Origin of the sequence: Sphingomonas sp. Leaf357 (assembly GCF_001423845.1) — a bacterium.
In the GTDB taxonomy this organism is placed as follows: Bacteria; Pseudomonadota; Alphaproteobacteria; order Sphingomonadales; family Sphingomonadaceae; genus Sphingomonas.
Window position 1 is genome coordinate 799,196 of sequence record NZ_LMPM01000001.1, and the last position, 20,449, is coordinate 819,644.

Here is a 20,449-nt window from a genome sequence, read left to right on the forward strand (position 1 = left end):
CGATACGTCCGGCGTCCCACGCCACCGGATGCGCCATTGCGCGCTGTTCATGACGGATAAATGACAGCGCCGGACTTGTGTAGGGGGGTGAGTCAGTGATTCATGCTGCGTTGCAAAAAAGCATCACTTTGTTTTGGCCTAGATTTACCGTGCCGCGGCGACGATCTTGCGCCATTCTTCCTCGTCGATGACGGTCACGCCGAGATCCTTGGCTTTCTTTTCCTTCGACCCCGCGCCGGGGCCGGCCACGACCAGATTGGTCTTGGCCGAGACCGATCCGGAGACGCGCGCGCCAAGCGATTCGGCCTGCGCCTTGGCCTCGTCGCGGCTCAGCGTTTCGAGCGCGCCGGTGAAGACCACCGTCTTTCCCTTGACCGGTGAATCGCGCGTTTCGACGATGAAGTCCGGCGGCGATACCTCGGCCAGCAGGTCGTCCCAGACGGCCTGGTTGTGCGGCTCGTGGAAGAAGTCGGCCAGGGCATGGCCGACCGCGGCACCGATATTCTCGACCCCGATATGGTCGGCGATTCCCTTGTCGAGGCGATTGCCGTGCTTCTGGTCGCTTTCGCCGAGCGCGACCGGAGTCGCATCGCGCAGCGCGATGATCTCCTCGGCGAGCAGGCGGACGGCGGGCAGCGTGACGTACCGCCTGAGCAGGTCGCGCGCGCTGATCGCGCCGACATGGCGGATGCCGAGCCCAAACAGCAACCGCGCGGCATCGGGCTCGCGCTTCGCCTCGATCGCCGCGAGCAGCGAATCGACCGACGTCTCCTTCCAGCCCTTCATTTCGAGCAGCGCGTCGCGATGCGTGCCGAGCCGGAAGATATCCGCCGGTTCTGCGATCCATCCCAGATCAAGGAACAGGTTCAGCCGCTCCTCGCCCAGCGATCCGATGTCGAGCGCCGCGCGGCTGACGAAATGCTTCAGTCGCTCGAGCCGTTGCGCCGGGCAGATCAGCCCGCCGGTACAGCGTACATCGACCTCGCCGTCCGCCGCGACGGCTTCCGATCCGCAGCGCGGGCAGTGATCGGGGAAGATCCAGGCCGGAGCGCTCCGCTGCGGCGTCAAATTCTCGACGATCTGCGGGATGACGTCGCCGGCGCGCTGCAGCCGGACGCGGTCGCCGGGGCGCACGCCCAGCCGGCCGATCTCGTCCGCATTGTGCAGGGTCGCGTTGCGCACCACGACTCCGCCGACTGTCACCGGCTCCAGTTTCGCGACCGGGGTCAGCTTGCCCGTGCGGCCGACCTGGATGTCGATGTCGAGCAAGGTCGTCTCGGCGCGTTCGGCGGGGAATTTGTGCGCGATCGCCCAGCGCGGGGCCTTCGCCACCGCGCCCAGCCGCGCCTGCCAGTCGAGCCGATCGACCTTGTAGACCACGCCGTCGATATCGAACGGCAGGTCTGCGCGCGCCGCCTCGATTGCGCGATAGACGTCCAGCGCGGCCTCCGCGGTGTCGACACGCGTGAAGGCGTCGGCGACGGGTATGTGCCAATCGCGGATCGCGGCGATCACCTCGGCGTGGGTTTCGCCCGGCACCGCGCTCGCCTCGCCCCAGCCATGCGCGAGAAAACGCAACGGGCGCGACGCAGTGATCGCGGCGTCCTTCTGGCGCAGCGATCCGGCGGCGGCGTTGCGCGGGTTGGCGAACTGGCGCGCTTCCTTGCCGGTCTCTTCCGCCTCGGCGAGCAAGCGGGCATTGAGATCGGCGAAATCGGCCTTGGCCATATAGACCTCTCCGCGCACCTCGAACACGTCCGGCGCGCTGTTCGGCAGGGTCTGCGGGATATCGCCGATCGTGCGGACGTTGGCGGTGACGTCCTCGCCAACCTGCCCGTCGCCGCGCGTGAGCGCCTGGACGAGGCGACCGCCTTCGTAGCGCAGCGAGCAGGACAGGCCGTCGATCTTCGGTTCGGCGGTCAGCGCGACGGGCTCGCCCTCGGGCAGCTTCAGGAAGCGGCGAACGCGCGCGACGAACTCGATCACCTCATCGTCGCTGAACGCGTTGTCGAGGCTCATCATCGCCTTGGCATGCGCAACCTTGGCGAGATGCGCGGCCGGCGCGGCACCGACCTTCAGGCTCGGCGAATCGGTGCGGACGAGATGGGGGAAGGCGCGCTCGATCGCGGCGTTGCGGCGGGTGAGCGCGTCATAGTTCGCGTCGGAAATCTCCGGCGAGTCATCGGTGTGATACAGCGTGTTGTGGCGCGCGATCTCGGCGGCGAGGCTCGCCAGCTCGTCGGCAGCGGACTCGTCGGTGTCGGGCAGGGGCGCAGTCATGCCGCGGAGCTAAACCTCGCGCGGCTGCGATACAACTGCCACCAGCACCCGACTGTCCTGAGCTTGTCGAAGGACCGTCCTTCTTTTCACCCGAAGACAGAAAAGACAGTGCTTCGACAGGCTCAGCACGGACGGTTCAGGTAAAGAGGCGATTCAGATGAGGAGACTAATCCTCTTCGCCAGCCATCGCCTTGGCTTCCTCGTTGACGGAGCGGCGCTCGGCGGTCTTTTCCGCGCGGGTCGCCATTTCGTCCCAGGCCTTGGCGGCGCGGGCCCAGCGGTCGCGGACATTGTCCAGAATGGCGGAATCGGCGTCGGCTTCCGCCTGGCGGGCGCGATCGCGATAGAACATGGCGGTGGTATTCATGGACGCTCTCCGGACTGGAATGAAAGCGCGGGCGACGGAGGATTCCGCCGCCCGCGCAGATCATTCACGCGGAAGCGAGGTTGACCGCGGACATCTTGCCGCGACGGTCCTGCTCCAGCTCGTAGGAAACGCGCTGTTCCTTGTCGAGCGTACGCATGCCGGCTGCCTCGACGGCGCTGATGTGAACGAAGGCGTCGTTGCCGCCATCTTCGGGCGCAATGAAGCCATAGCCCTTGTCAGCGTTGAAAAACTTTACGGTGCCGATCGGCATAGGTATTTCCTTGGGTAGACGGAGCCGGAAAGAAAGACCGAGAGCGCCGCCCGGCTCCAGCCGGTGCGCCTCGAAACGGATCGTGCGAAAACACGACACGGATGGGATGGAAGAGGGTTGGCGAGAGGGCTGAAATCGGCTCCGGGGCTTACGACAAGCGGGAGCGCGTGGGTCTCTCAGCCGTGCGATGCTTGGGGGCAATCTCGCGCGATGGACTCGGTGTAGCAGATCGTTACGCGATTGTCGCGATATTTACGTGAGGGCGATTTTCCGGTGGTTTTTCCGGGCGCCGGCAACCTCGTCACCTCAAATCCGTTCGCCCTGAGCCAGTCGAAGGGCGTGTTCGGGGCAGGCTTCGACAAGCTCGGCACGATCGGAAGAATGGGGCAGACGCGGCGGCGCGGACCAAGCAGGCCTCACGCCGTCTCCAGCAATCGCAGCGCCTGCGCGCGCGCCTCGTCCGTCACCGTGGCACCCGAGAGCATGCGGGCGATCTCCTCGCGCCGTTCGGCCTCGTCCAGTCCGCGCACGCCGGTGCGGGTGACGGTGCCGTCATGGCTCTTGGCGATCAGCAGGTGGCGCCGCCCGCGTGCCGCGACCTGCGGGCTGTGCGTCACGACCAGCAATTGCTTGGCGGACGCCAGTCGCGCGAGCCGTTCGCCGATCGCGCTGGCCACCGCGCCGCCGACACCGCGATCGATCTCGTCGAAGATCATCGTCGCCGCCCCGCCTTCTTCCGCCAGCGCCACCTTCAGCGCGAGGATGAAGCGCGACAGTTCGCCGCCGGACGCGATCTTGGTCAGCGGCGCGAACGGTGCGCCGGGGTTGGTCGAGATCTCGAATTCCACCCGGTCCTTGCCCGCCGGGCCCCAGGATTCCTCGGCCAGCGGTACCAAAGCGGTGCGGAAGCGCGCGGCGTCCAGTTTCAACGGCGCGAGTTCGCCCTTCACCGCCGCGTCGAGCCTGATGGCGGCGTCGCTGCGCTCCGCGGTCAACGCATCCGCCTCCACCGCATAGGCCTTCGCCGCCTCGGCCAGAACGCGTTCGAGCTTGGCCAGGCCCGCCCCGCCGCTGTCGAGTCGCTCCAGCCGATCCGACAATTCCTGCGTCAGTCGCGCGAGGTCGTCCGGCTGTACGCGGTGCTTGCGGGCCAGCGCGCGCAGGTCGAACAGGCGGGTCTCGTCCGCCTCCAGTTGCGCGGGATCGAACGCCAGGGCGGCGGCGGCCTCGTCGACCTTGTCCTGCGCCTCGGCGCTCTCGATGATCGCGCGGTCGATCGCCGCCAGCGCCTCGCCCAGCGCCTCGTGATCCTCGCCCACGCGCTCCAGCACGCGTGCCGCCTGGCGCAGCTTGGCGAGCCCGCCGTCCGATCCCTCGAGCAGATCGGCGATCGCGCGCAGATCGTCGGCGATCTTCTCGCCGCGCTGCATGCCGGCGCGGCGCGTGGCGAGGATCTCCTCCTCGCCCTCCTCGGCGGCGAAAGCGGTCAGTTCGCCGACGGCATGTTCCAGCCATTCGCGGTCGCGCGCTTCGGTCTCCAGTTCGCCCTGCGCCGCTGCCAGCGCCTCGGCCGCCGTGCGCCAGGCACGATAGGCGTTCGCGGCCGGGCCGGTATCGACGCTGGCGAAACTGTCGAGCAGGGCGCGATGCCCGCGTGCGTTGAGCAGCCCGCGATCGTCGTGCTGGCCGTGGATCTCGACCAGTTGCGCGCCCAGTTCGCGCAGCAACCCGGCCGAGGCCGGCTGATCGTTGACGAAGGCGCGGCTGCCGCCATCGGCCTTGACGATGCGGCGGACGATCAGCGGTTCGCCCGGCTCCATCTCCAGCCCGTTCTCGGCAAGCAAGGCGGCGGCGGCGGGCGGCGCGTCGAAGCTGGCGGTCACGACGGCCTGCGTGGTGCCGTGCCGGACCAGAGCGCTGTCGCCCCGCGCGCCGAGCGCGAGGCCCAGCGCATCGAGCAGGATCGACTTGCCCGCGCCGGTCTCGCCGGTCAGCACGCCGAGGCCGCCGGAAAAATCGAGGTCGAGGGCCTCGATCAGGACGACGTCCCGGATGGAAAGCGCGGTCAGCATATCGGGCCGGCCCTTAGCGCATTTACAACCGTTCCGGAATTGTTCTTTTTGAAGCGCTTACGTGCCGTTGGGATTGCCCGGCGTGGGCGAGGCGGAGCGATCGTCCTTCGGGGCGATCGCCGCGCTGCCCGGGCGGGTCGGCGTGCTCGGCGCGCTCTGCACCGGCACGATCGGCTGACCTTGCGGCACCGCCGCCAGCGCGACCGCCGGATGCTCCTGCACCAATTTGTAGGCGCGCCCGTACCATTCCGAACCGGGATAGTTCGCACCCAGCACCGCGGCGGACTTCTTGGCCTCGTCCGGCACACCGAGCGCCAGATAGGTCTCGGTCAGGCGCATCAGCGCCTCGGGCGTGTGCGTCGTCGTCTGGAATTCGTCGACCACCTTGCGGAAGCGCATCGTCGCGGCGAGCCACAGCCCGCGCGTTTCGTAGAATCGCCCGATCTCCATTTCCTTGCCGGCGAGGTGATCGCGCACGAGATCGATCTTCAGCCGCGCGTCGGAGGCGTAGCGCGTATTGGGGTAACGCCGCGTCAGTTCGCCCAGCGCATCGAGCGCCTGCTGCGTGATCTTCTGGTCGCGCGTCACGTCGCTGATCTGCTCGTAATAGCCGAGCGCGATCAGGTAATAGGCATAAGGCGCGTCGCGGTTGCCGGGGTGAACCTGCAGGAAGCGCTGCGCCGACTGGATGGAATTGGTGTAGTCGCGGCCGAGATAGTTGGAATAGGCGCTCATCAGCTGTGCGCGGCGCGCCCAGACCGAATAAGGATGCTGGCGCTCGACCTCGTCGAACAAGGCCGCCGCTTCCTTGTAGCGCCCCTGATCGAGCCGATGCTTGGCCGCCCCGTACAACGTGCCCACGTCGCGCGCGACATAGGGCAGGTCGTTCTTTCCGGTTTTGCGCGCGCAGCCCGCGGTGGTGGATAAAGCGAGTGCGACGACGGCAAGCGCGATCGGGCGGGACAGGGAGGTACGCATGGCCTGACGCCATAGCCCAGCCCTGCGCATCCGAACAATGCTTTTCGCATGTGTTTGAGATGGGCGGTTCTGGTCCGCTTCCCCACCCCACCCGCCTCCCGCAGCATATCCTGAACGGGGGGCGGGGCGGAGGAGCGGGCCAGAACCCGCAAAACGCCCACCGCGCGTTTCAAATGGGCTTGTCTGCGCTGGAGCGAGTGGCCACTCTGTGCGTTGCAGCGCAATATGCCCATCACGAGGAACCCGAAGCCATGACCGCGACCTTGCTCACCACGCGCCGGGTGGAAAAGCCGTGGGGGCGCCACACATTGTGGCCCGGCTTCCCCGACCCCGCGCCCGATGCCCCGCCGATCGGCGAGATCTGGTTCCAGACGTTCGGACCGCAACAGCCCGATCTGCTGATCAAATATCTCTTCCCCGGCGAGAAACTGTCGGTGCAGGTCCATCCGAACGACGAACAGGCGCACGAACGCGGCCTGCCGCGCGGCAAGGACGAATGCTGGGTCGTGCTGGCGGCCGAACCCGGCGCGACGATCGCGATCGGTACGCTGGAGCCGATGAGCAAGGACGAGTTGCGCGCATCCTCGCTCGACGGGTCGATCGAGCACAAGCTCGACTGGAAGCCGGTCAAGGCGGGCGATTTCTATTACGCGCCGAGCGATACGATCCACGCGATCGGCGGCGGCATCACCGTGATCGAGATTCAGCAGAATTCGGACACCACCTATCGCCTGTACGATTATGGCAGCGACCGCGAACTGCATCTCGACGACGGCGTCGCGGTGGCCGATCCCACGCCCTATGTCGCGCCCTCCGCGCCGGGCCGCGTGGCGGACGATCGCATCCTGCTGGTCGAAGGGCCGAAGTTCGTCCTCGAACGCTGGCCGGGCGGCGAGCGCACCATCACCCTGCCCGAGGGCAAGCCCGGCTGGTTCGTGCCCGCAGTGGGCGACGGCGTGGTCGATGGCGTGGCGTTCAAGGCCGGCGAATGCCTGCTGATCGAGGGCACCGCGCATATCAGCGCCTCGGCCGGCAGCGACCTGTTGTTCGCCTATCCGGGCGACACGCGGATTTGATCACCTATTTTGTAATGCTTCCCCGGCGGAGGCCGGGGTCCAGTCGGGAACCAGTGCTAATCGGGCGTTGCGCGACATTAACCTCCGCCTGCGCCACTGGGCTCCGGCCTTCGCCGGGGAAGCGTGAACCTTGCTGGAACACCCGCTAGAAACATAAAATTACAGCCGATTTTGCCGCCAACTTAACTTTCGCCGTTCTATCCAGCGTCGGTCATGCTCCGCGTCCTGACCCTCTCCACGCTTTTCCCGGACGCTTCGCGCCCCAATTTCGGCGTGTTCGTCGGGCGACAGACTTTGGGGCTCGCCGCGCATCCGGACGTCGATCTGCGCGTCGTCGCACCGATCGGAATGCCGCCTCGCCCGCTCGCCAGGCTGCCGCATTATGCGTCGCGCGCCGCGCTGCCGGAGCGCGAGACGTGGCACGGCGTGGAGGTCTGGCGTCCGCGCTTCACGATCCTGCACGGCACCGGCGGGCGGTTCCACGTCGCGGCGCTGGTCCGCCGGCTGAAACCCCTGCTCGCCGGGATCAGGCGCGATTTTCCGTTCGACGTGATCAATGCCGAATTCTTCTTTCCCGATGGCCCGGCGGCGATCGCGCTCGGCCGACATTTCGGCGTGCCGGTGTCGATCAAGGCGCGCGGCGCGGACATCCACCATTGGGGCCGCACCACCGGCACCGCCGCGCAGGTGCGCCGCGCGGGGCGGCAGGCGGACGGGTTGCTCGCCGTGTCGCAGGCGATGCGCGACGACATGATCGCGCTCGGCATGCACGCCGATACGATCCGCGTACATCACACCGGTGTCGATCTCGATCGCTTCGTCCCCGCCGATCGCGCGGCGGCCAAGGCGGCGCTCGGCATCGCCGGTCCGCTGGTCGTGTCGATCGGCGCGCTGATCCCGCGCAAGGGGCATGAGGTGGTGGTCCGTGCGGTCGCCGCCTTGCCCGGCGTGACGTTGCTCATTGCCGGGGAGGGACCGGACCGCCCGGCGCTGGAGGCGGAGATGGCGGCGCACGGCGTCGGCGCGCGGCTCCGCCTGCTCGGCGCGGTGCCGCATGGCGAATTGCAGACCCTGCTCGCCGCGGCCGATGTGATGGCGCTGTGTTCCGAATCGGAAGGCCTCGCCAATGCCTGGATCGAATCGCTCGCCTGCGGCACCCCGATCGTCGTTACCGGTGCCGGCGGCGCGGCGGAGATCGTCGACAGACCGTGTGTCGGGCGGATCGTGCCGCGCGACGTGATGGCGTTCGCCAATGCCATCGCCGGGCTGATCGCCGACCCCCCGCCGCGCGCCGCGACCCGCGCGGCGGCGGAGCGCTTCACCTGGGAGGCGAACAGCGCCGGGCTGTACGATCATCTGGCGGCTTTGGTAGCGGGACGGTCGGGCTAACCGTCCCAAATCCCGTTTGTCCTGAGCCTGTCGAAGGGCGTGTCCCAAGCGCGCCGAAATGGTCGGGGCATGTGCTTCGACAGGCTCAGCACGAACGGGGAGGGGGGCAACGCACCCCGCCCCAATCAACCGATCGGATACAGCGCCGCCGCGATCCAGCGTCCTTCGCCGCGCAATACCGCCCAGGCGCGGGCGGCGGCGCGGCTGTCCATCGCCTCGATCCCGAAGCCCTTCGCCTCGATCGCGCGGACCAGCGCCGGGGCGGGCCGGACGAGGCTCGCGCCCGTGCCCAGCAACAGGAATTCCGGCGGCGGATCCAGCGCCAGCAGGGGCGCCAGATCGGCTTCGGTCAATGCCTCCAGCGGCGGCGGCGACCAGCCGTCGGCGCGCACCGGCGTGATGAGCAGCGCGTGATACACGCCCTCGTCGACCTTGAACCCGCCGCTCGAGAAACCGGCGATGATCGGGCCGTCGGTCTGCGGCTTGTCCATCTTCATTCCGGCTCAAACTCCGAACGGAGGTAACGGACGATCACCCGCCGCGCGGGCCGACGCGCTCGGCGTTGCTCGTCGCGACCGGTGCGTCCGCCGCGTTCGGATCGGCGCGCAGGCCCAGCGTGATCAGCAGCGACGACGACACGTAGATCGACGAATAGGTGCCGACGAAGATGCCGAGGATCATCGCCGAGGTGAAGCCGCGCAGCACATGTCCGCCGAACAACAGCAGCGCGCCGAGCGCCAGCAGGATCGTCAACGAGGTCATCACGGTGCGCGGCAACGTCTCGTTGACCGAGAGATCGACGATCCCCGACATGTCCATCTTGCGATAGCGGCGCATGTTCTCGCGGATGCGATCGTCGATCACGATCTTGTCATTGATCGAATAGCCGATGATCGTCAGCACCGCGGCGACGATGTTCAGGTCGAATTCGTACCGCGTCAGCGCGAAGAAGCCGAGCGTCATCAACAGATCGTGGACGATCGCGACGACGGTCGAGACGCCGAACTGCCATTCGAAGCGCAGCACCGCGAACAGGCCGATGCCGACCACCGCCAGCGCCACGGCCAGCACGCCGCGCCAGATCAGTTCGCCTGAAACCTTGCCGGACACCGCATCCTGCTTGGAGAATTTCGCGTCGGGGAAATCCTTGTTCACCGCCGCCTGCACCAACTGAACGGTGCGCGCGACCGCGCCTTCGTCGGTGCTTTCGGGCGGCGGCAATTTGATCGAGATCGTCTTGCCGTCGCTGCCCACCGTCTGCAGGCGCACTTCGCCCAGCTTCAGCGCATCGACCGAGGTGCGCAATTTGTCGAGCGAGGGCGGGGTTTCGAACTTTTCCTCGATCATCAGGCCGCCGACGAAATCGACGCCCAGGTTCAGCCCGCGCGTGAACACCAGGGCCAGCGCCGCGAGCGACAGGATCAGGGTCAGCCCGAACGCCCATTTCCGCAGCGAGACGAACGGCAGGTTGGTGTTGTCGGGTACGAGTTTCAGCAGGCGCATTGGGTTTCGCCGATCAAATGTTGATGTCGGTGGGGCGGTTCTTGCGCAACCACAAGGCGACCATCATCCGGGTGAAGACGACGGCGGTGAACACCGAGGTGCAGATGCCGATCAGCAGCACGACCGCGAAGCCCTTCACCGGGCCGGAGCCGAGCAGCAGCATGATCACGCCCGAGATCGCATGCGTCACGTTCGCCTCGAAGATCGTCCGGCTCGCTTCCTTGTAGCCGAGTTCGACCGCCTGCACGACCTTGCGGCCACGGCGGCGTTCCTCGCGGATGCGCTCGTTGATCAGCACGTTGGCGTCCACCGCGGTACCGATCGTCAGCACGAAGCCGGCGATGCCCGGCAGCGTCAGCGTGCCCTTCAGCATCGCCAGCACGCCGACGATGATGATCACGTTGATGACCACGGCGATGTTCGCATAGACGCCGAAGCGCCCATAGGTGACGAGCATGAAGATGATCACCGCGACGACCGCGATGACCGAGGCCAGGATACCCTTGTGGATCGAATCCGCGCCGAGATCCGGGCCGACGGTACGTTCCTCGATCACCTTCAGCGACACCGACAGCTTGCCCGAACTGAGCGAGATGGCGAGATTGTTGGCCGAGGCGACGGTGAAGCTGCCCTCGATATAGCCCGCCCCGCCCAGGATCGCGGTGTTGATGCGCGGCGCGGAGATCACCTGGTTGTCGACCACCACGGCGAAGCGTTTGCCGATATTCTCCTGCGTGACCCGCGCGAACGTCTTGCCGCCGGCGCTGTCGAACGCGAAGTTGACGATCGGCTGGTTGTCTTCCTGCTTGAACCCCTGGCTCGCGCTGACCAATTGATCGCCGGTCAGGATCGCGCGACGCTTGACCAGGATCTTACCCTGCGGCCCGCCATCGGTATAGTTCAGCAACTGGCTGCCGACCGGAATCGCGTTGGTGGTCGGATCGACCCGAGTCTCGTCGACCATCTTAAATTCGAGCTTGGCGGTCTTGCCGAGCAACTCCTTCAGCGCGGTCGGGTCGTTCAGCCCCGGCACCTGCACGACGATGCGATTGGTGCCCTGGCCGATGATCGTCGGTTCGCGCGTGCCGAGCTTGTCGATGCGCGTGCGCACTACGTCGGTCGTGGTGCTCATCGCCTCTTTGACGGCCTGGTCGAAGCCGGCCTTGGTCGGCGTCATCACGATGCGCGAGGCATCGACGACGCTCAGATCCCAGTCGCGCTGCCCGGTCATGCCCGCGCCGCCGGTCAGCTTGTTCAGCCGCTCGCGTGCCGCATCCAGCTGAGTCACGTCGCGCAGCAGAAAGCTCAGCTTGGTCCCGTCGTTGACGATGTCGCCGGTCTGGATCGCCGGCGCCGCCTTCATCGCATCGGCGATGCTGTTGCGCATGTTGTCCAGCCGCGTGCGCGCCAGTTCGGACGTGTCCGCTTCCAGCAGCAGGTACGATCCGCCCGCCAGATCAAGACCGAGATTGACCCGCGAATGGGGGAAGCTGCCCCATTTGTCGGTCATCGATTGGGGCAGGAAGCTGGGGACGGCGAGCAGCATCAGCGCACCGAGCAGGCCCAGGATCGACAGCACTTTCCAACGCGGGAAATCGAGCATGATGCGACTCAGTCGTTCGCGGGCTTGGCGGTGCCGGCACCGGTCACGTCGCTCAGCGTCGCCTTGACGACCTTCACCTTCACGGTCGGCGCGATCTCGATCTCGACGAACCGCTCCTCGACCTTGGTCACCTTGCCCAGGATGCCGCCGGCGGTGACGACCGAATCACCCTTCTTCACCGCGTCGATCGCCGCGGCCTGCGCCTTGACGCGCTTCTGCTGCGGGCGGATCATCAGGAAGTAGAACACGACGAAGACGAGCAGCAACGGCGCGATGCTCGCGAACATGCCGAGGGCGCCGCCATTGGCGGCCGCGCCGGTCGCGGTCTGGGCATAGGCTTGGGGGATCAACATGCGTGTACCTGAATGGACTGGCGAATGACAAAGGCGCGGGGCGGAGACACCCCACGCGACAAGCGCCGCGCGCTATCATCATCGCCCCGGTGGCGCAACAATCGCGTGTTCGCCGGGCACCCGCCGTGCGACTCCGCTTGCATCCCGCGCCACACCCGCATAAACGCGCCGCCTCGGTCGGGGCGTAGCGCAGCCTGGTAGCGCATCACACTGGGGGTGTGAGGGTCGCAGGTTCGAATCCTGTCGCTCCGACCAAGTCCTTCTTTAAAGTTCATCCTCAATCCGTTCGCCCTGAGCCTGTCGAAGGGCTGTTCTTCTTCGTGCCTCATGGCGCGTCGAACGAACAGAAGGACAGTGCTTCGACAAGCTCAGCACGAACGGGGAAAGTGGTCTCGTTTGAATGCGGGACATTTCAGAGCCTGCGGGTAATATTCTCAGACCCGCACCCCCGCTCGCGCCACCAGCCCCTCGAACGCCTCCACCACCACCGGGATCAGCGCGTCGGGCATGTTGTGCCCCATGCCCGGCACCTCGACCATCGTCGCGCCGGGGATCGTCTTGGCGGTGTCGCGGCCGGCGGCGATCGGCACCAAAGGGTCGTCCGTGCCGTGCAGCACCAGGGTGGGCGCGGTGATCGTGGCAAGCGCCTTGCGCCGGTCGCCGCTGGCGACGATCGCCGCCATCTGCCGCGCGAAGCCCGCCGGGCTCATCGATCGTGTCACGTCGCGCGTCACGTTGGCGCGGACCACCGCATCGTCCACCGGATAGCCCGGGCTGCCGATCGTCTTTTCGGCTCGGACGCCGAAGGCGATGATCGCGTCGAGATCCTTCGTCTTCGGCCGTTTGGTCAGCACCGCCATCGCCTCGCGATCGGCCGCGGGCAGCGCCGGATTGCCGGTCGAGGACATGATCGACATCAGCGTGCGCGTCCGTTCGGGATACGCGGCGGCGAACATCTGCGCGATCATCCCGCCCATCGACGCGCCGATGATATGCGCGCGCTCGATCCCCAGCGCATCGAGCAGCCCCGCCGCATCCGCCGCCATATCGTCCAGCAGATACGGCACGCGCGGGCGATAGCGGAATAAGCGCGCCACCAGCAGCCCGGCGATGCTCGGCACGCCCGCCGAGTCCAGCTTCTGGGACAGGCCGATGTCGCGATTGTCGTAGCGGATCACGCGGTAGCCGCGCGCCACCAGCGCCTCGACGAACGGCATCGGCCAGCGCGTCAGCTGCGCGCCCAGCCCCATGATCAGCAGCACCGCCGGCGCGGCATCGTCGCCGAAGCTCTCATATTCGAGTTCGATGCCGTTCGCTCTGGCCTTCATGCGCTATCCTCGTCCCAAAATCTGTCGATACCCGACCCGGAGCCGGGGTCGCGCGTTTTTCCGACATGGATGGAAGAAGAAGCGGGACGCCGGGTCAAGCCCGGGGTGACGACGTCGCGAATCGATCTTTCCTACAAGAAACCAGATAGGTTATTCTGTTCAAGCCGTATCATCAGGATTCGGTTGGAGCGGGAGCAACGACATGAGCATCATCGCAGGCATCATCGGCCCGATCGCCGGGCTGATCGACAAGATCATCCCCGATCCCAAGGCGCGCGACGCGGCCAAGCTGGAATTGCTGAAACTGGAAGGCAGCCAGGAAATGGAGCAGGTGCGCACGCAGCTCTCGGCGATCGTCGCCGAGGCGGGGTCGGCCGATCCCTGGACGAGCAGGGCGCGGCCCAGCTTCCTCTACGTGATGTATGCGCTGTTGCTATGGGCGATCCCGATGGGCCTGATCGCCGCCGTGCAGCCGGAAATGGCGAAGCATATCGCCGGCGGCATGAACGCCTATCTCGCCGGCATCCCGGAGCCGCTCTATGCGCTCTTCGGCACCGGCTATCTCGGCTACACCGTGGCGCGCAGCTGGGGCAAGGCGAAGGGCGTGGAGAAATAGCCATACCGTGTGAACATGTGTGAACTTCGGACGAACTCCGGCCGGGCTTTGGCGCCCGTGCCGGGGTAGGGAGGGGGCACGGAGATTGAACCGCTCCGTCGTCTCACCCATATGCCGGCCATGAGCGATAACATGACGTGGCACGGCACGACGATTCTCTCCGTGCGCCGGAACGGCAAGGTGGTCGTCGCGGGCGACGGCCAGGTGTCGATGGGGCAGACGGTGATGAAGCCCAACGCGCGCAAGGTGCGGCGCCTGGGCGACGGTAGCGTCATCGGCGGATTCGCCGGCGCCACGGCCGATGCCTTCACCCTGTTCGAGCGGCTGGAACGCAAGCTGGAAACGCATCACGGCCAGTTGCTGCGCGCCGCGGTCGAACTCGCCAAGGATTGGCGGACCGACAAGTATCTCCGCAATCTCGAGGCGATGATGATCGTCGCCGACAAGCATGTCACCTTGATCCTCACCGGCAACGGCGACGTGCTGGAACCGGAGAATGGCGTCGCCGCGATCGGTTCCGGCGGCAATTACGCCCTCTCCGCCGCGCGGGCGCTGGTCGACTACGAACAGGATGCCGAGACGATCTGCCGCAAGGCGATGGCGATCGCGGCGGAGGTCTGCGTGTACACCAACGACCGGCTGACGATCGAAACGCTGGACGCGGTCGCCTGATCAACGTCATCCCCGCGCAGGCGGGGATCCATAAACACGGCGGGCTGTATGGATTCCCGCCTTCGCGGGAATGACCATCTTGAACGACGCACTCACCCCAAAAGCCATCGTCCGCGCACTCGACGAACATATTATCGGGCAGCAGGACGCCAAGAAGGCCGTCGCCGTGGCGCTGCGCAACCGCTGGCGTCGTCAGCGCCTCGGCGCCGATCTGCGCGACGAGGTGTCGCCGAAGAACATCCTGATGATCGGCCCGACCGGGTGCGGCAAGACCGAGATCAGCCGCCGCCTGGCGAAGCTCGCCGATGCGCCGTTCATCAAGGTCGAGGCGACCAAGTTCACCGAGGTCGGCTATGTCGGCCGCGACGTGGAACAGATTGCGCGCGATCTGGTCGAGGAAGCGGTGCGGCTCGAAAAGGAACGCCGCCGCGTCGCGGTGAAGGACAAGGCCGAGGAAGCGGCCTTGATCCGCCTGCTCGATGCCCTGACCGGCAAGGGCGCGAGCGAGGCGACCCGCGCCGCCTTCACGCAGCGCATGCGCGACGGCCATCTCGATCAGACCGAGATCGAGATCGAACTGGAAGCGGCTCCCACCACGCCGTTCGAGATTCCCGGCGGCGCGCCGCAGATGATCAATTTGAGCGAGATGATGGGCAAGGCGTTCGGCGGCCCGCAGCTCAAGCGCCGCAAGCTCACCGTCCCCGCCGCCTGGGAGAAGCTGGTCGAGGAGGAGGCCGACAAGCGCCTCGACCAGGAGGAGGTCAGCCGCGCCGCGCTGGCGGATGCGGAGGCCAACGGCATCGTCTTCCTCGACGAGATCGACAAGATCGCGATGTCCGAACATCGCGGCGGCGGTTCGGTCAGCCGCGAAGGCGTGCAGCGCGATCTGTTGCCGCTGATCGAGGGCACCACGGTCGCGACCAAATACGGGCCGATGAAGACCGACCATATCCTGTTCATCGCCAGCGGCGCGTTCCATGTCGCCAAGCCGAGCGACTTGCTGCCCGAACTGCAGGGCCGCCTGCCGATCCGCGTCGAGCTGAAGGCGCTGACCGAGGCGGATTTCGTCGCGATCCTCAGCGACACCAAGGCCTCGCTGCCCGCGCAGTACAAGGCGTTGATCGGCACCGAGGGCGTGACGGTGAACTTCACCGAAGACGGCATCGCCGCGGTGGCGCGCATCGCCGCCGAAGTGAATGGCGAGATCGAGAATATCGGCGCGCGCCGGCTGCAGACGGTGATGGAAAAGCTGCTGGAAGAAGTGAGCTTCGACGCCGAGGATCGCGATGGTCAGACCGTGACGGTGGATGCCACGTACGTCGAAAGCCAGTTGGCGAGCATCGCGCGGAATACGGATCTGAGCCGCTTCGTTTTGTAGTCGCCCTCACTCATTTGTAGTCGCCCTCACTCAACCGTCATCCTGAACTCGTTTCAGGATCCACCAAGCGGCTTGGTCTGCCGCCAATGGCTCAAGCGAAGAGCGCGCGGCACGGTGGATCCTGAAACAAGTTCAGGATGACGGCAGGTTGGGTTGGCAGGATGGCACTTCCCCACACCCGCCGCGCACGCTAGCTTCCCACCAAAATCACCGGGGGGAATCGTTTCGTGAAGCACCTGATCGCCGCCAGCCTGATTGCCGCCATCTCCATTCCGGCGGTCGCGCAGGAAACGCCAAAGCCGCCGGTGGCGGCGAAGAAGCCGTTCCTCGTCAAATCCCCCAACGGCGCGCGGCAGGACGATTATTACTGGCTGCGCGACGATACCCGCAAGAATCCGGAGATGCTCGCCGATCTGAAGGCCGAGAATGCCTATGCCGATGCGGTGCTCAGCCCCACCAAGCCGTTGCAGGATACGCTCTACAAGGAGGTCGTCGGGCGCATCAAGCAGGATGACAGCTCGGTCCCGTATCTGAAGCGCGGCTATTATTATTACACCCGCTTCGAAACCGGCGCCGACTATCCTGTCACCGCACGCCGCAAGGGCGCGATGAGCGCGCCGGAGGAGATCATGCTGGATCAGCCGAAGATGGCGGCGGGCAAGGGCTTCTTCGCGGTCGGCAGCACCGCCGTCAGCCCGGACAATGCGCTGCTCGCCTTCGCCGAGGATACGGTCGGGCGCCGGCAGTACATCCTCCGGGTCAAGGACATCGCGACCGGCAAGCTGCTGACCGACGAGATTCCGAATGTCGAACCCGGTGCCGTGTGGGCCGACGACAACAAGACGATCCTGTATGTCGAGAAGGATCCCGTCACCCTGCTCAGCAAGCGCGTGAAGGCGCATGTCCTCGGCACGCCGGCCTCCGCCGACCGTCTCGTCTATGAGGAGAAGGACGACAGCTTCTACATGGGGCTCTTCAAGACGACCGACGAACGGTACATCTGCATCGGTGTGCAGAGCACGGTCAGCGCCGAACATCGTTGCGCCCCGGCGGCGGCACCGGCGACCTTCACGATCGTCGCACCGCGTGAGCGCGACGTCCTGTACGACGCCGATCATCTGGGCGGTCGCTGGATCTTCAAGACCAACTGGAAGGCGCCGAACTATCGCCTGATGACCGTTGCCGATGCCAAGGCTAACGGCACGCGCACCGCGTGGAGCGATCTGGTACCGGTCAAGCCGGACGTGTTCATCGAGAACTTCAAGCCGTTCGATGGCTTCCTGGCGATCGAGGAGCGTTCGGGCGGCAACAAGCGGCTGCGCACGCTGACCAATGCGGGCAAGAGCAGTTTCGTCCAGTCCGACGAGCCGGCCTATGCGATGAGCCTGTCGGTCAACGAGGAACCCGCGACGCCGTGGCTGCGCTACACCTACGGTTCGCTGACCACGCCGACCACCACCTACGAGGTCAATACCAAGACCGGCGAACGCCGCACGCTGAAAGTGCAGCCGGTGCCGGGCTACGATGCGACGCAATACGTGACGGAGCGGGTGTGGGTGCCGGCGCGTGACGGCACGAAGGTGCCGGTCAGCATCGTCTACAAGAAGGGGTTCGGGAAGGACGGCAGCGCGGCGATGCTGCAATATGGCTATGGCAGCTACGGCGCGTCGATGGACCCGGCTTTCTCGGCGCAGACCGTCAGCCTGCTCGATCGCGGCATGGTCTATGCGCTGGCGCATATTCGTGGCGGGCAGGAAATGGGCCGCAAATGGTATGACGACGGCCATCTGTTCAACAAGAAGAACAGCTTCAACGACTTCATCGACGTCACCCGCTGGCTGGTCGCCAACAAATATGCCGCCAGGGACCGGGTCGCGGCGCTGGGCGGCAGCGCCGGCGGCCTGCTGATGGGGGCCGTCGCGAACATGGCGCCGAAGGATTACAAGGTGATCATCGCGCAGGTGCCGTTCGTCGACGTGGTGACCACGATGCTGGATGCCAGCATTCCGCTGACCACCAACGAATATGACGAATGGGGCAATCCGGGCACCAGCAAGGCGTCGTACGATTACATGCTGAGCTATTCGCCCTACGACAACGTGAAGGCGCAAGGATATCCGGCGCTGTTTGTCGGCACCGGCCTGTGGGACTCGCAGGTGCAATATTACGAGCCGGCCAAGTGGGTCGCGAAGCTGCGCGGCGTGAAGACGGGCAGCAATCCGCTGGTCTTCCGCGTGAACATGGAGGCCGGGCATGGCGGCAAGTCCGGCCGGTTCCAGCGCTACAAGGACGGCGCGGAATATACCGCGTTCATGCTGACGCAATTGGGGGTGGAGAAGTAAGCCTCCGCCAAGCGATCAGCGTTTCGGCTTGTCCCAGGGCGTGAAGCCGCCCAATCGGCACGGCGCGCCGGGGATCGATCCCGGCGTGACCGGCGTGAAGCGGTCGTTGCGGCACATCTCCCCGCCGAACATCTCGACCACCGGCACCGCGTTGAAGCGCAGGCCCGGGCAGGGTTCGGGCAGGGTGTTGACCCATAATCGCCCATTCCCCCGGCGATAGAGCAAGGTCTGCGTCCCGACGACTTGCGGGCCGTCGGCCAGGCGCGGATCGAGGCATTTCACCGGAGCGCCGGCAACGCGGCCGGCCAGCGCGCGGGCGAGGTCGGTCTGGTCGCTACGGCTGTCCGCCGTGGCGGCACCGGCGGCGATCAGCATGGGAATGATGAGGACGGTACGCATGAGGCTGGATCCGATCCGCTATCGACAAATCATGAACGCGCTCAACCGGTAAAACTATCCTTCGCCGCACGCCGCTCGGCCAGTTGCTCGACCGAAGTCGCACGGAGGAAGGGGTTGGTCGCCAGTTCCGCCGCGATCGTCGTCGGCACGGTCGGCTCGCCGCGTTCGCGCTGCGCCGTCACTTCGGCGAGGCGCGCGGCGGTGGCCTGATTGTCCGGCTCGGCGGTGACCGCGTAGCGGGCATTGGCGGCGGTATATTCATGCGCACAATAGACGACGGTTTCGGGCGGCAGTTGCGCCAGCCGCTGCATGTTGGCGAACATCTGCGTCGCGTCGCCCTCGAACAGCCGGCCGCAGCCCATCGCGAACAACGTATCGCCGGTGAAGATCAGCGCATCGTTCGCCAGATGGAGCACGATGTGCCCGGCGGTGTGGCCGGGCGTCTCGATCACCGTCGCGACATGATCGCCGAGCCTCACCGTATCGCCCTCGGCCAGACGCACGTCGAGCGTGGGGATGCGCGCCGCCTCCGCCGCCGGGCCGCTGACGATCGCATCGTAGCGGGCCTTGATCTCCGCATTGCCGCCGGTGTGATCGGGGTGCCAGTGCGTGTTCCAGATCTGCCCGATCGCCCAGCCGCGCCGGTCCGCCTCGGTCAGCACCGGCGCGGCCTCGGACGGATCGATTACAATCGTCTCGCCCGACGCGGCATCGTGCACCAGCCAGATGTAATTGTCGCTCAGCGCCGGGATGCGCACGATTTCCAGGTCGGTCATGGTCGAAGTCCTTGCAGCGCCGCTTCACCGAGGCGGCGGGTAATGGTCTCGGCGGGCTCGGCCCGGGCGAGCGCGACGCCCTGCCCGGCCCAGAGCGGGGAATAGTCCCCGCGCCCCTCCGCCTCGGCGGCGGCGCGCAAGGGGGCGAGCGCGGCGCTGGCATAGGGGAATGGCGGTGCCGCGTCACTGACGGCGCCGAGCGTCTCGATCAGGCGGTTGCGCAGACCGCGCGCCAAACCGCCCGAAAACAGGTTGGTGAAGACGCTGTCGTCCGCGCTTGCCTCCGCCAGCCGAGCACGGTGGGCGGTGCTGGTCGTGGTTTCGGGGGCGAGCAGATAGGCGGTACCGATCTGCACCGCCAATGCCCCGAGCACCATCGCCGCCGCTACGCCGCGCGCATCGCCGATCCCGCCGGCGGCGATCACCGGCACGCTCACCGCATCGACGATTGCCGGAACGAGTGCCGCCAGACCGACAGGGTGATGGCCGAAGAGGAAATGCCCGGCATGGCCGCCCGCCTCGAACCCCTGGGCGATAATCGCGTCGCACCCGCGCGCCGCGAGCGCCTGCGCCTCGTCCACATTGGTCGCATTGCCGAACACCTTGGCACCGGTCGCCTTCACGCGGTCCAGCAACACCTCGTCGGGCAGGCCGAAATGAAAGCTGACGATCTCCGGGCGCACCGCCTCGATCGCGTCCGCCATGGCCGGATCGAACGGACGGCGTAGCGGTGCGGCATCGGTCGGAGGGGCGATCCCTTCCGCCGAATAGAATGGTGCCAGCGCATGCCGCCACGCGGTTTCGTCCGGCGCGGCCCCGAGCGTGTGGCAGAAGACGTTGAGGTTCAGCGGCCCATACGCCGCTGCCCGGATCGTCCCGGCGTCCGCCACGACGGCCGCCGGGTCCAATGTCGCGCAGGCAAGCGAACCGACGCCGCCGGCGCGGATCGCCGCGATGGCGAGCGCGGCGCCGGCGAACCCGGCCATCGGTGCCTGCACGATCGGCAACCGCGCACCCGTCAAGGCGAGGAACGCGGCGGTCGTCAT

At 66.6% G+C, this 20,449-nt stretch carries 19 protein-coding genes and 1 tRNA gene; 7 read left to right on the top strand and 13 right to left on the bottom strand.

Going from position 1 to position 20,449, the window contains the following annotated elements; translation table 11 throughout:
- Window positions 1-144 precede the first annotated feature (144 nt).
- The 5 genes from ligA to ASG11_RS03835 form a co-directional block, all read right to left on the bottom strand.
- A complete protein-coding gene (gene ligA / locus ASG11_RS03815) occupies window positions 145-2,280 on the bottom strand; it encodes an NAD-dependent DNA ligase LigA (RefSeq protein WP_055775397.1) in 2,136 nt (711 codons plus the stop codon).
- A gap of 166 nt (window positions 2,281-2,446) precedes the next feature.
- Window positions 2,447-2,647, bottom strand: a complete 201-nt coding sequence (locus tag ASG11_RS03820) for a hypothetical protein (protein WP_156363633.1) — start codon at window positions 2,645-2,647, stop codon at window positions 2,447-2,449.
- A 64-nt stretch (window positions 2,648-2,711) separates the two neighbouring features.
- Window positions 2,712-2,918, bottom strand: a complete 207-nt coding sequence (locus ASG11_RS03825; protein ID WP_055775402.1) for a cold-shock protein — start codon at window positions 2,916-2,918, stop codon at window positions 2,712-2,714.
- A gap of 416 nt (window positions 2,919-3,334) precedes the next feature.
- Entirely contained in the window at window positions 3,335-4,990 is a 1,656-nt protein-coding gene (gene recN / locus ASG11_RS03830) for a DNA repair protein RecN (RefSeq protein WP_055775405.1), read from the bottom strand.
- Window positions 4,991-5,047: 57 nt separating this feature from the next.
- Window positions 5,048-5,968: an outer membrane protein assembly factor BamD gene (locus ASG11_RS03835; protein ID WP_055775408.1), complete on the bottom strand. Its 921-nt coding sequence runs from the start codon at window positions 5,966-5,968 to the stop codon at window positions 5,048-5,050.
- 251 nt (window positions 5,969-6,219) lie between these two features.
- Here ASG11_RS03835 and ASG11_RS03840 point away from each other — a divergent pair, with 251 nt between their 5' ends.
- Both ASG11_RS03840 and ASG11_RS03845 read left to right on the top strand, forming a co-directional pair.
- Complete coding sequence (locus ASG11_RS03840; protein ID WP_055775411.1) at window positions 6,220-7,044, top strand: class I mannose-6-phosphate isomerase; 825 nt, start codon at window positions 6,220-6,222, stop codon at window positions 7,042-7,044.
- Window positions 7,045-7,257: 213 nt separating this feature from the next.
- Window positions 7,258-8,433, top strand: coding sequence for a glycosyltransferase (locus ASG11_RS03845; RefSeq protein WP_055775414.1), 1,176 nt, complete (start codon window positions 7,258-7,260; stop codon window positions 8,431-8,433).
- A gap of 125 nt (window positions 8,434-8,558) precedes the next feature.
- Here the strand turns inward: ASG11_RS03845 and ASG11_RS03850 are convergent, their stop codons facing one another.
- The 4 genes from ASG11_RS03850 to yajC are packed head-to-tail and all read right to left on the bottom strand — an operon-like array spanning window position 8,559 to window position 11,892.
- Window positions 8,559-8,930 (bottom strand): Mth938-like domain-containing protein, encoded by a 372-nt coding sequence (locus ASG11_RS03850; protein ID WP_055775417.1) that lies wholly within the window; start codon window positions 8,928-8,930, stop codon window positions 8,559-8,561.
- A gap of 34 nt (window positions 8,931-8,964) precedes the next feature.
- Window positions 8,965-9,936 carry a protein translocase subunit SecF gene (secF, locus tag ASG11_RS03855; RefSeq protein ID WP_055775419.1) on the bottom strand — a complete coding sequence of 324 codons (972 nt, stop codon included), beginning with the start codon at window positions 9,934-9,936 and terminating at the stop codon, window positions 8,965-8,967.
- Between the two features lie 13 nt (window positions 9,937-9,949).
- Window positions 9,950-11,539 (bottom strand): protein translocase subunit SecD, encoded by a 1,590-nt coding sequence (gene secD / locus ASG11_RS03860; RefSeq protein ID WP_055775422.1) that lies wholly within the window; start codon window positions 11,537-11,539, stop codon window positions 9,950-9,952.
- An 8-nt stretch (window positions 11,540-11,547) separates the two neighbouring features.
- On the bottom strand, window positions 11,548-11,892 hold the full coding sequence (gene yajC, locus ASG11_RS03865; RefSeq protein ID WP_055775425.1) for a preprotein translocase subunit YajC: 345 nt from the start codon (window positions 11,890-11,892) through the stop codon (window positions 11,548-11,550).
- A 178-nt stretch (window positions 11,893-12,070) separates the two neighbouring features.
- Here yajC and ASG11_RS03870 point away from each other — a divergent pair.
- A tRNA-Pro gene (locus tag ASG11_RS03870) sits at window positions 12,071-12,147 on the top strand.
- Between the two features lie 179 nt (window positions 12,148-12,326).
- Here the strand turns inward: ASG11_RS03870 and ASG11_RS03875 are convergent.
- A complete protein-coding gene (locus tag ASG11_RS03875) occupies window positions 12,327-13,220 on the bottom strand; it encodes an alpha/beta fold hydrolase (RefSeq protein ID WP_055775428.1) in 894 nt (297 codons plus the stop codon).
- A 202-nt stretch (window positions 13,221-13,422) separates the two neighbouring features.
- On the opposite strand from ASG11_RS03875, the gene ASG11_RS03880 reads away from it, so the two are divergent.
- From ASG11_RS03880 to ASG11_RS03895, 4 genes are all read left to right on the top strand, one after another.
- On the top strand, window positions 13,423-13,836 hold the full coding sequence (locus ASG11_RS03880; protein WP_055775431.1) for a holin family protein: 414 nt from the start codon (window positions 13,423-13,425) through the stop codon (window positions 13,834-13,836).
- A gap of 120 nt (window positions 13,837-13,956) precedes the next feature.
- Window positions 13,957-14,508: an ATP-dependent protease subunit HslV gene (gene hslV, locus ASG11_RS03885; RefSeq protein WP_055775434.1), complete on the top strand. Its 552-nt coding sequence runs from the start codon at window positions 13,957-13,959 to the stop codon at window positions 14,506-14,508.
- Window positions 14,509-14,587: 79 nt separating this feature from the next.
- Entirely contained in the window at window positions 14,588-15,886 is a 1,299-nt protein-coding gene (gene hslU, locus ASG11_RS03890; RefSeq protein ID WP_055780206.1) for an ATP-dependent protease ATPase subunit HslU, read from the top strand.
- A 227-nt stretch (window positions 15,887-16,113) separates the two neighbouring features.
- The gene (locus tag ASG11_RS03895) at window positions 16,114-18,228 is read left to right on the top strand and encodes a S9 family peptidase (RefSeq protein ID WP_082472568.1); all 2,115 of its coding nucleotides are present in this window, start codon (window positions 16,114-16,116) and stop codon (window positions 18,226-18,228) included.
- Window positions 18,229-18,243: 15 nt separating this feature from the next.
- Here ASG11_RS03895 and ASG11_RS03900 read toward each other — a convergent pair whose 3' ends face one another.
- The 3 genes from ASG11_RS03900 to ASG11_RS03910 are packed head-to-tail and all read right to left on the bottom strand — an operon-like array spanning window position 18,244 to window position 20,449.
- Window positions 18,244-18,627 carry a DUF6491 family protein gene (locus ASG11_RS03900; protein WP_055775437.1) on the bottom strand — a complete coding sequence of 128 codons (384 nt, stop codon included), beginning with the start codon at window positions 18,625-18,627 and terminating at the stop codon, window positions 18,244-18,246.
- A 41-nt stretch (window positions 18,628-18,668) separates the two neighbouring features.
- The gene (gene gloB, locus ASG11_RS03905; RefSeq protein ID WP_055775440.1) at window positions 18,669-19,403 is read right to left on the bottom strand and encodes a hydroxyacylglutathione hydrolase; all 735 of its coding nucleotides are present in this window, start codon (window positions 19,401-19,403) and stop codon (window positions 18,669-18,671) included.
- Window positions 19,400-20,449 carry an NAD(P)H-dependent flavin oxidoreductase gene (locus tag ASG11_RS03910; protein ID WP_055775443.1) on the bottom strand — a complete coding sequence of 350 codons (1,050 nt, stop codon included), beginning with the start codon at window positions 20,447-20,449 and terminating at the stop codon, window positions 19,400-19,402. Before ASG11_RS03910 ends, gloB begins: the two co-directional genes overlap by 4 nt.

Excerpts from the sequence above, each read along its gene's own strand:
- ligA (WP_055775397.1), bottom strand. The coding sequence starts at position 2,280 with ATGACTGCGCCCCTGCCCGACACCGACGAGTCCGCTGCCGACGAGCTG.
- ASG11_RS03820 (WP_156363633.1), bottom strand. The coding sequence starts at position 2,647 with ATGAATACCACCGCCATGTTCTATCGCGATCGCGCCCGCCAGGCGGAA.
- ASG11_RS03825 (WP_055775402.1), bottom strand. The coding sequence starts at position 2,918 with ATGCCGATCGGCACCGTAAAGTTTTTCAACGCTGACAAGGGCTATGGC.
- recN (WP_055775405.1), bottom strand. The coding sequence starts at position 4,990 with ATGCTGACCGCGCTTTCCATCCGGGACGTCGTCCTGATCGAGGCCCTC.
- ASG11_RS03835 (WP_055775408.1), bottom strand. The coding sequence starts at position 5,968 with ATGCGTACCTCCCTGTCCCGCCCGATCGCGCTTGCCGTCGTCGCACTC.
- ASG11_RS03840 (WP_055775411.1), top strand. The coding sequence starts at position 6,220 with ATGACCGCGACCTTGCTCACCACGCGCCGGGTGGAAAAGCCGTGGGGG.
- ASG11_RS03845 (WP_055775414.1), top strand. The coding sequence starts at position 7,258 with ATGCTCCGCGTCCTGACCCTCTCCACGCTTTTCCCGGACGCTTCGCGC.
- ASG11_RS03850 (WP_055775417.1), bottom strand. The coding sequence starts at position 8,930 with ATGAAGATGGACAAGCCGCAGACCGACGGCCCGATCATCGCCGGTTTC.
- secF (WP_055775419.1), bottom strand. The coding sequence starts at position 9,936 with ATGCGCCTGCTGAAACTCGTACCCGACAACACCAACCTGCCGTTCGTC.
- secD (WP_055775422.1), bottom strand. The coding sequence starts at position 11,539 with ATGCTCGATTTCCCGCGTTGGAAAGTGCTGTCGATCCTGGGCCTGCTC.
- yajC (WP_055775425.1), bottom strand. The coding sequence starts at position 11,892 with ATGTTGATCCCCCAAGCCTATGCCCAGACCGCGACCGGCGCGGCCGCC.
- ASG11_RS03875 (WP_055775428.1), bottom strand. The coding sequence starts at position 13,220 with ATGAAGGCCAGAGCGAACGGCATCGAACTCGAATATGAGAGCTTCGGC.
- ASG11_RS03880 (WP_055775431.1), top strand. The coding sequence starts at position 13,423 with ATGAGCATCATCGCAGGCATCATCGGCCCGATCGCCGGGCTGATCGAC.
- hslV (WP_055775434.1), top strand. The coding sequence starts at position 13,957 with ATGAGCGATAACATGACGTGGCACGGCACGACGATTCTCTCCGTGCGC.
- ASG11_RS03900 (WP_055775437.1), bottom strand. The coding sequence starts at position 18,627 with ATGCGTACCGTCCTCATCATTCCCATGCTGATCGCCGCCGGTGCCGCC.
- gloB (WP_055775440.1), bottom strand. The coding sequence starts at position 19,403 with ATGACCGACCTGGAAATCGTGCGCATCCCGGCGCTGAGCGACAATTAC.
- ASG11_RS03910 (WP_055775443.1), bottom strand. The coding sequence starts at position 20,449 with ATGACGACCGCCGCGTTCCTCGCCTTGACGGGTGCGCGGTTGCCGATC.